The sequence below is a fragment of the Corynebacterium sp. genome (assembly GCF_030535495.1).
Taxonomy (GTDB): Bacteria; Actinomycetota; Actinomycetes; order Mycobacteriales; family Mycobacteriaceae; genus Corynebacterium.
On sequence record NZ_JAUNRW010000015.1, the window covers coordinates 1 to 8,885 of the forward strand.

General features: G+C 67.5%; 10 protein-coding genes and 1 tRNA gene. All 11 read left to right on the plus strand.

The features are described from left to right. A partial coding sequence (locus Q4F73_RS03525; protein WP_303357971.1) for a hypothetical protein occupies positions 1-240 on the plus strand: 240 nt, incomplete at its 5' end. Positions 241-247: 7 nt separating this feature from the next. Beyond that, positions 248-319 (plus strand) — tRNA-Val (locus Q4F73_RS03530). A gap of 327 nt (positions 320-646) precedes the next feature. Beyond that, positions 647-1,249 carry a copper resistance CopC family protein gene (locus Q4F73_RS03535; protein ID WP_303357972.1) on the plus strand — a complete coding sequence of 201 codons (603 nt, stop codon included), beginning with the start codon at positions 647-649 and terminating at the stop codon, positions 1,247-1,249. A 2-nt stretch (positions 1,250-1,251) separates the two neighbouring features. Continuing rightward, positions 1,252-1,842, plus strand: coding sequence for a copper chaperone PCu(A)C (locus Q4F73_RS03540; RefSeq protein ID WP_303357973.1), 591 nt, complete (start codon positions 1,252-1,254; stop codon positions 1,840-1,842). A 20-nt stretch (positions 1,843-1,862) separates the two neighbouring features. Continuing rightward, positions 1,863-3,128 (plus strand): Dyp-type peroxidase, encoded by a 1,266-nt coding sequence (locus tag Q4F73_RS03545; protein WP_303357974.1) that lies wholly within the window; start codon positions 1,863-1,865, stop codon positions 3,126-3,128. Between the two features lie 143 nt (positions 3,129-3,271). Continuing rightward, positions 3,272-5,326 carry a threonine--tRNA ligase gene (gene thrS / locus Q4F73_RS03550; RefSeq protein WP_303357975.1) on the plus strand — a complete coding sequence of 685 codons (2,055 nt, stop codon included), beginning with the start codon at positions 3,272-3,274 and terminating at the stop codon, positions 5,324-5,326. Next, positions 5,310-5,873, plus strand: a complete 564-nt coding sequence (locus Q4F73_RS03555) for an HIT domain-containing protein (protein WP_303357976.1) — start codon at positions 5,310-5,312, stop codon at positions 5,871-5,873. Before thrS ends, Q4F73_RS03555 begins: the two co-directional genes overlap by 17 nt. Then, positions 5,866-6,534, plus strand: a complete 669-nt coding sequence (pgsA, locus tag Q4F73_RS03560; protein WP_303357977.1) for a phosphatidylinositol phosphate synthase — start codon at positions 5,866-5,868, stop codon at positions 6,532-6,534. The genes Q4F73_RS03555 and pgsA overlap by 8 nt, the downstream gene beginning before the upstream one ends. After that, on the plus strand, positions 6,531-7,382 hold the full coding sequence (locus Q4F73_RS03565) for a phosphatidylinositol mannoside acyltransferase (protein ID WP_303357978.1): 852 nt from the start codon (positions 6,531-6,533) through the stop codon (positions 7,380-7,382). Before pgsA ends, Q4F73_RS03565 begins: the two co-directional genes overlap by 4 nt. Further along, complete coding sequence (locus Q4F73_RS03570; protein ID WP_303357979.1) at positions 7,379-8,449, plus strand: glycosyltransferase family 4 protein; 1,071 nt, start codon at positions 7,379-7,381, stop codon at positions 8,447-8,449. The genes Q4F73_RS03565 and Q4F73_RS03570 overlap by 4 nt, the downstream gene beginning before the upstream one ends. Continuing rightward, a partial coding sequence (locus tag Q4F73_RS03575; RefSeq protein ID WP_303357980.1) for a hypothetical protein occupies positions 8,446-8,885 on the plus strand: 440 nt, incomplete at its 3' end. The genes Q4F73_RS03570 and Q4F73_RS03575, both read left to right, overlap by 4 nt.

The following is an 8,885-nucleotide window of genomic DNA, read 5'->3' on the forward strand; positions in this document are numbered from 1 at the left end:
ACTCGCGACCCTCACCTTGGCAAGGTGATGCGCTACCAACTGCGCTACATCCGCACTGCACCGTGTGGTGCGAGACAGAACTTTATCCGCAACGGCGTTCAGAACACAAATCGCCTGCTCGTGCCGCAAATTCCGGGCTCTGTTCGCGCTTCGAATTACGACCATGTCATTCGCGGCGCCTGCAGGCGTGTTGACCTGCGGATTAGGTGCAATCCGGGGGCGGTGTGTAAGGTTTCTTAACGCACAAGGTCCTATGGCTCAGTGGAAGAGCGTTCCGTTCACACCGGAAAGGTCGCTGGTTCGAACCCAGCTAGGACCACCGCACAAGGCCCCGGTCGACGTCTTCAGTCGGCCGGGGTCTTCCGCGTTCTTCCGCGTTTTGGTCCGTCGTGTCATACCCACGTACGGTATGAGCATCCATCGGAAGTAGGAGGATCGTGCCGCGGATCACAGTTGTCTGCGGGTGGGTCCATCCCTGCAGGTACCGGCGGTGCGTGATGAAGCAACGTTCTGTGGAAATGAATGAAAATCAGCTGCGCCGGAACCGGCCCGGGAACTATGTTCCGCACCACAGCGACAGCTCTTATGATGCCCGCACCGTGCGGGTATCGTATGCCCCTGACCATTCCCTCAAGACGAAATGAAGGTGACTGTCTCCGTGTCAATGCCCCGCACCCGAGTACTCCGGAGCCTGGTGGCACCTGCAGCAGCGGCCGCCGTCCTGGCCCTGGCGGCCCCTGCGTCGGCGCATGATGTCGTCATTGGCGGTAACCCGGCCAATGAGGAGGTTGTCGAGGAGTTTCCCGAGGTCATCGAGCTGGAGTTCTCGGGTTACGTCAAGGAGGACTTCAATACCGTCGCCATTTCGGACAGCGATTCCGGTGAGGTGCTCTTCTCCGGTCCGCCGACCATCGACGGGCGCATGGTGAGCATCGAGGTCCCTGATGACGTCGATCCAGGTGCCGGCGATTACAACATCGGCTTCCAGATCACCTCCTCGGACGGTCACTCCACCCGCGGCATGACCACCTTCACGGTGGCCGGCGAGCCGGAGGAGACCACCGCCCCGGAGAGTGCAACACAGGAGACCACCGCGCAGGAAACCACCGCCCCGGCGGCGGACGAGGGAGCGTCGGCAAGCGCGGGGCAGGGTCCGCTCATGTGGATCCTGGCTGGCGTGGGCGTACTGGCGGTTCTCGGTGTCATCGTCATGATGGTGGCCCGGGGACGACACAACACACAGGAGTAGAAATGTTCACCCGCGGTCGTATCGCACTGTCCGTTCTCGCGCTGTCCGCACTCACCCTCGCCGGGTGCACCGACTCCGGCGATGCCGGTGACGGCGACACCGGTACCGACACCACCCAGACCACCGCCGCTGCCACTGATGTTGCCGCCGGTGAGCACGCCGGGTGGGTCACGTTCTCGGAGGCCTTCGTCAAGGCCAAGCCCGCCGACCAGGACATGACCGGCATCTTCGGAGTCTTCACCAACAACGGCGACGAGGACGTCGAGGTCGTCGGTTTCACCACCAACCTGGATGTCCCGCGCCATGAGATGCACGAGGTCGTCGACGGCGTCATGCAGATGAAGCCGGGCGGTTTCGTCCTGCCCGCCGGGGAGGACTACGAGCTCAAGCCGGGCGGGGACCACATGATGCTCATGGACTACACCGAGGCCATCGAGGCCGGTGACACCATCGACATCACCCTCGAGTTCGGTGACGGTTCCACCCAGGAGATCGCGGACCTGCCGGTCCGCACCATCGCCTCCGGTGAGGAGAGCTACGGTGAGGACGGCACCCTCCAGGGTCACCAGATGGGCGAGAACGACAATCACTAGAAGGAAGTGACACCAGCGCCATGTTTCCCCTGACCCGCCGTGGATTTCTCACCGGACTGTCGGTGACCGCCGGTGGAGCGGCACTGGCCGCCTGTTCCACCGGGGAATCCGATCCTGTCGCGACCACCAACCCGATGGCGCAGCAGGAGTCTCCGGATCCCGCTGGCGAGACCCCACGGCTCTATGACGCGATCGTCCCCTTCGACGGCGCGCATCAGGCGGGTATCGCCACCCCGGCGCAGGCCACCCTCAACCTCATCGGCTTCAATCTCATCGACGGGGCGGACCGGGGCGCGGTCTCCCGACTGATGACCACGTGGTCGGAGGACTCCCGGCGACTGTGCACGGGAGAGGCCCCGTTGGGCAGCCTCGAACCGGAACTGGTGGTCGCCCCGGCGAACCTCACCATCACGTGTGGCTTCGGGCCGCGGCTGTTCGAGGTGATCGACGCCGTCGACAAGCGGCCGGAGTGGCTGGCGCCGCTGCCCGACTACAACCTCGACCAGCTGGATGAGAGGTGGGGGCAGACCGACCTGGTCATCCAGGTCTGCTGCGATGATCCGACCATGCTCTCCCATGCCACACGCCACCTGGTGCGCTCCGGTGTCGACTACGCCCAGGTCCACTGGATGCAGCAGGGCTTCCTGCGGGCCGACGGTGCCCACACCCCGGGGGAGACCCCCCGAAACCTCTTCGGTCAGGTCGACGGCACCGTCAACCCCCGCACGGAGGAGGACTTCGCGGAGCAGGTGTGGATCTCCGATGACGGCCCCGAGTGGATGCAGGGCTCAACGACCATGGTCGTGCGCCGCATCGCCATGAACCTGGACACCTGGGAGATGCTCGACCGCCCCTCCCGCGAGGAGTCCCTGGGACGTAACCTCCGCAACGGTGCCCCGTTGACCGGCGAGGACGAGTTCGACGAGCCCGATGTCGAGGCCACCGACCGTTTCGGGCTGCCGGTGATCGACCGGCAGAGCCACGTCTTCCGCTCCCGACCGCCCGCCGACCACCCGGAGCAGCGCCTGCTGCGCCGCCCCTACAACTATGATCTGGCCCCGGAACCGGGCAGTGGTCAGCTCTCCAATGCGGGCCTGGTGTTCCTCTGCTTCCAGAAGGACCCGCTCCAGCAGTACGACCCCATCCAGAAGCGTCTCGACGAAGCTGACCGCCTCAACGAGTGGATCACCCACATCGGTTCCGGCGTCTACTGGATGCCCCCGGGCACCAGCGCCGACGGCCAGGGCGGCGACGCCTACTGGGGTCAGCGACTGCTGGAGGCGTGACGCTTACTCACGCCCCCGCGGGGTAGTATGTTGCGCGTAGCGTCTGCGCCTTAGGGTCGCAGCCGTGCCCGTCAGGAACAAGCAGGCAGCGGCCAGGTATGCCGCCGCCTGCGCAAGCGCAAGTTAAGGAGCGCAGCACACTCATGGTGAACACCACCGCCCCCGTCTTCCCGTCCTTCACGGTCCCGGCCGGCACGCCCGTCGGCGCCGCGATGCGGGAGCTGGACCTGCCGAACAAGGGCCCGGACGCGATCGTCGTGGTCGCAGACGCCGAAGGCACCCTCCGCGACCTGTCGCACACCCCGGAGACCGACGCCGAGTTCACCCCGGTGCCCGCCAGCTCCGAGGCGGGCCGTTCCGTCATCCGCCACTCCTGCGCCCACGTGCTGGCGCAGGCCGTGCAGGCGGAGTTCCCGGGCACGAAGCTGGGTATCGGCCCGGCCATCGACAACGGTTTCTACTACGACTTCCAGGTCGCCGAGCCCTTCACCCCGGAGGATCTCAAGGCCATCGAGAAGCGGATGAAGAAGATCATCAAGTCCGGCCAAAAGTTCGAGCGCCGCACCTACGCCTCCACCGAGGCCGCCGCCGAGGAGCTGGCCAACGAGCCCTTCAAGCTGGAGCTCGTCGCCGACAAGGGCAACATCGACCCGGATTCCGATGAGGCCACCGAGATTGGTGCCGGCGCCCTGACCGCCTACGACAACCTCAACCCGCGTACCGGTGAGGTCGAATGGTCGGACATGTGCCGTGGACCGCACGTGCCCACCACCCGGTACATCCCGGCGTTCGCCATCACCCGGTCATCTGCCGCCTACTGGCGCGGCAACCAGGACAACGCCGGACTGCAGCGCATCTACGGCACCGCCTGGGAGGACAAGGAGTCGCTCGAGGAGTACCAGCACATGCTGGCCGAAGCGGAGAAGCGCGACCACCGTCGCCTGGGCTCCGAGCTCGACCTGTTCTCCTTCCCGGATGAGATCGGCTCCGGCTTCCCGGTGTTCCACCCCAACGGCGGCATCATCCGCCTGGAGATGGAGGAGCATTCCCGCCGCCGCCACATCGCTGCCGGATACTCCTTCGTCAACACCCCGCACATCACCAAGGGCGACCTGTTCGCCAAGTCCGGCCACCTGGACTTCTACAAGGACGGCATGTTCCCGCCGCTGCAGCTCGACGCGGAGTACGACGAGGACGGCAACGAGACGAAGCCCGGCCAGGACTACTACGCCAAGCCGATGAACTGCCCGATGCACAACCTCATCTTCGCCTCCCGCGGCCGTTCCTACCGCGAGCTGCCGCTGCGACTGTTCGAGTTCGGTACGGTCTACCGCTACGAGAAGTCCGGTGTCATCCACGGCCTGACCCGCGCCCGCGGCTTCACGCAGGACGACGCCCACATCTACTGCACCGAGGACCAGCTCGAGGCCGAACTGACCTCGGTCCTGGACTTCATCATCTCCCTGCTCACCGACTACGGCCTCGACGACTTCTACCTCGAGCTGTCCACCCGGGACCCGAAGAAGTCCGTCGGCTCCGACGAGATCTGGGAGCGTTCCACCGAGATCCTCCAGCGCGTGGCCGACAACTCCGGCCTGCACCTGGTGCCGGACCCGGAGGGCGCGGCCTTTTACGGTCCGAAGATCTCCGTGCAGGCCCGCGACGCCATCGGCCGTACCTGGCAGATGTCCACCGTGCAGCTCGACTTCAACCTGCCCGAGCGTTTCGACCTCGAGTACACCGCCAACGACGGCACCAAGAAGCGCCCCATCATGATCCACCGTGCGCTCTTCGGCTCCATCGAGCGCTTCTTCGGCGTGCTCCTCGAGCACTACGCCGGTGCCTTCCCGGTGTGGCTGGCCCCGCACCAGGTCATGGGCATCCCGGTGGCCGAGGATTTCGCCCCGCACCTGGAGAAGGTCACCGCGCAGCTGCGTCAGCGCGGCATCCGCGCCGAGGTGGACACCTCGGATGACCGCATGCAGAAGAAGATCCGCAACCACACGACCGGCAAGGTGCCCTTCATGCTGCTGGCCGGTGCCCGCGACGTGGAGGCGGATGCCGTGAGCTTCCGTTTCCTCGACGGCACCCAGGTCAACGGCGTGCCGGTCGCCGAGGCGATCGAGCTCATCGACACCTGGGTCACCGACCGCGTCAACGTCCAGCCGAGCGAGGAAGCCCTTGCAGCCCGCCGATAACGCCGGTTCCACCTGGACCGACACCGGGGTGGGGGAGGAGGACTCCCTCACCCGGTTGTGGGCTCCGTACCGAATGGGCTACATCAAGAATCGGCCGGCCGGCTCCGACAAGCCCGCCGCCCCCTTCCTCGAGGCGCCGAAGATGTCCGACGAGGACGCACTCATCGTCGCCCGCGGCGAGCTCGTCTACGCGATCCTCAACCTGTACCCATACAACGCCGGGCACATGATGGTCATCCCGTACCGCCAGACCGCGGACCTGGAGGATCTCACGGCTGCGGAGATGACGGAGCTGATGAGCTTTGTCACCACCGCGGTCAAGGTGCTCAAGAAGGTCTCGAATCCGGAGGGCATCAACGTCGGGTTCAATCTGGGCAAGGCCTCGGGTGGCTCCGTGGGCGATCACATCCACATGCACATCGTCCCGCGCTGGGCCGGCGACGCGAACTTTCTCACCATCCTCGGTGACACAAAGGTGCTGCCGCAGTTGCTGCGTGACACCCGCGCCCTGCTCGCCGCCGCCTGGGTGGAGGTCGAGAGTGCTTAGCACCCGGGGACGGCGTCCCGCGTCAGTGATCGTGGAACCGGTGGCGCGTGCCCTGCTGCGCCTGGGCTTGAGCCCCAACGTGGTCACTGTCATCGGGGCGGTGGCCACCTGCGCCGTGGCGGTGGTGCTCATTCCCGCCGGTCACCTGTTCGCCGCGGCCCTCCTCTCCGGGGTGTTCGCCGCCTTCGATCTGGTCGACGGCACCATGGCCCGCCTCCGGGGTGGTGGCACCCGCTTCGGGGCGACACTCGACGCCACGTGCGACCGCATCACCGACGGCGCGCTGTTCGCCGCCATCACGTGGTGGCTCGTGTTTTCCCATGGCGCCCACCCGGCGTTCATCGTGGCCTCCTTCGTGGTGCTCATCGCCTCGCAGGTCACCTCCTATGTCAAGGCACGCGGTGAGGCCAGTGGCTTCACTATCCAGGGCGGGCTCATCGAGCGCCCCGAGCGTCTCATCATCGGGCTGGTGGGCATCGGACTGCAGGGGCTGGGGGTGCCCTACGCCATCGAGGTCGCACTCGTCGTCCTCGCCGCCGGCTCCGTCTACACCGTCATCCAGCGCCTGATCACCGCCTCGCGGAATCCGGAGGCACTCGAGCACATCGCCCCGCCGCCCGGTACCCGGGACGTGGACCCGCAGGGAGCTGCCACCCGATGAGCATCGATCCGGTGGCCCTGGGCTACCTGGCCGGGTGGAAGGTGGTGCGGCATCTGCCGGAACCGGTCGTCGAGAAGCTTTTCGACGCCGCCGCCGACCGGGCCTGCGACCATGGCCGCGGCATGGAGATGCTGCGCCGCAACCTCACCCGGGTGGTCGGCGCCGAGAACGTCACCCGCGCGCTGGTGCGTGATTCGATGCGTTCGTACGCGCGTTACTGGCGTGAGGCCTTCCGCCTGCCGGCCATGCTCGACGCGCCGCTGAGCATGGACGTCACCGGCCTCGAGCACCTGCACGCCTCGTTGGAGCGGGGTCAGGGGGTCATCCTCACCCTGCCGCACTCGGGTAACTGGGACATGGCGGGGCTCTACCTCACCCGCATCAACGGCCAGTTCACCACGGTGGCGGAACGGCTGAAACCGGAGGTTCTCTACCGGGCGTTCGTCGATTATCGCGAGACCCTCGGATTCGAGGTGCTGCCCCTGACCGGGGGCCCCGCCCCCTACCCGCGGCTGCGCGAGGTGTTGGAGGGCGGGGGCGTGGTGGCGCTGATGGGTGAACGTGACCTGCGTGGCACCGGTGTCCCGGTCGAGTTCTTCGGAGAGCAGACCAGCTTTCCCCGCGGCCCCGCGCAGCTGGCGCTGGACACCGGCGCGAGCCTGCACGCCGTGCACTGCTGGTTCACCGACAGCGGCTGGGGGCTCAGCGCCTCCGCGCCCCTGGAGGTGGACACCCTCGAGGCGACCACCCAGCGCGTGGCGGAGGTGTTCGCGGCCAACATCGCCGCCCACCCGGCGGACTGGCACATGCTGCAACCGCAGTGGCCGGTGGACCGGAGGCGCCGATGAGGATCGGCGTCATCTGTCCCTATTCCTTCGATGAACCCGGGGGAGTTCAAGCCCACATCCTTGATCTGGCGCACGTGCTGCGCGCCCGTGGGCATCACGTGGAGGTGCTCGGCCCGGCGGCGGAGGACACGGCGGTACCGGAGTTCGTCACCCGTGGCGGGCGCAGCGTACCCATCCGCTACAACGGCTCCGTCGCCCGGCTGAGCATCGGACCGGCGGTGCGAGCGAAAGTCCGCGACTTCATCACCCGCGGGCGTTTCGACGTCCTGCACATCCACGAGCCGAACTCGCCGAGCTACTCCATGGTGGCGCTGTGGATGGCCACCGGGCCGATCGTGGCCACCTACCATGCCTCCAGCTCGGGGTCGCTCATGCTGCAGCTGGCCCGCCCGCTGCTGCGCCCGGCCCTGGAGAAGATCCGGGGCGGGATCGCCGTGTCCGAGATGGCCCGGCGGTGGCAGGTCGAGCAGGTGGGCGGCGATCCGGTGCTCATCCCCAACGGGGTGGACACCGCGCGTTTCGCCGCCGCCCGGCAGGCCCCCGGGCACCCTCCCGAGATCGTCTTCCTGGGCCGGCTCGATGAACCCCGCAAGGGCCTGGACATTCTTCTCGACGCCGTGGCCCGGCTCGACCGCGAGGTCCGCGTCACCGTCATCGGCGGCGGGCGCCCACGCGATGTGGCGGGGGTGGAGTTTCTCGGTCGGGTGAGCGAGGAGGAGAAGGCCGCCGTGCTCGGTCGCGCCGACATCTACGTCGCGCCCAACACCGGCGGGGAGAGCTTCGGGATCGTCCTCGTCGAGGCCATGGCCGCCGGTTGCGCCGTGGTGGCCAGCGATCTCGAGGCCTTCGCGGCTGTCGGCCAGGACGCGGCGGTGTATTTCCGTACCGGATCCGCCACCGATCTCGCCGCGCAGCTGCGCGGGCTTATCGACGACCCCCAGCGCCGCGCAGAGGTGATCGCCGCCGGTGAGCGCCGGGCCGAACGCTTCGACTGGGACACCGTGGCCGCGGATGTGCTCACCGTCTACGAGACGGTCGCCGACGGCTCAGTGGTGGGGGTGGAGTGATGGTGTGGTGGATCCTGCTCGCGGTGGCGCTGACGGCGCTGCTGCTGTGGGCGTACTTCACGGCGCAGCGCCTCAACCGCCTGCACATCCGCACCGACGCCGCGCTCGCCTCCCTGCAGGCGGCACTCGACCGGCGGGCGGCGGTCGTCGCCGCCCTGCTGCCGGAGGTGCGCGCGGTGGCCGTCGCGGCGGAGGAGGTGCCGCTGGTGCACGGGGACGTGGATAAGCGCATCTCCCGGGAGCGGGACCTGTCCCGGGCGCTGTCACCGCTGGAGTTGCCACCGCAGCTTATCGACGCCGAGGTCCGCGTCCAGCTCGCGCACCGCTTCTACAACGACGCCGTGGCGGACACCCGCGCCCTTCGTCTGCGACCACTCGTGCGCTCCCTCCGCCTGGGCGGTACCGCTCCGCTGCCGGAGTTCTTCGAATACCGGAC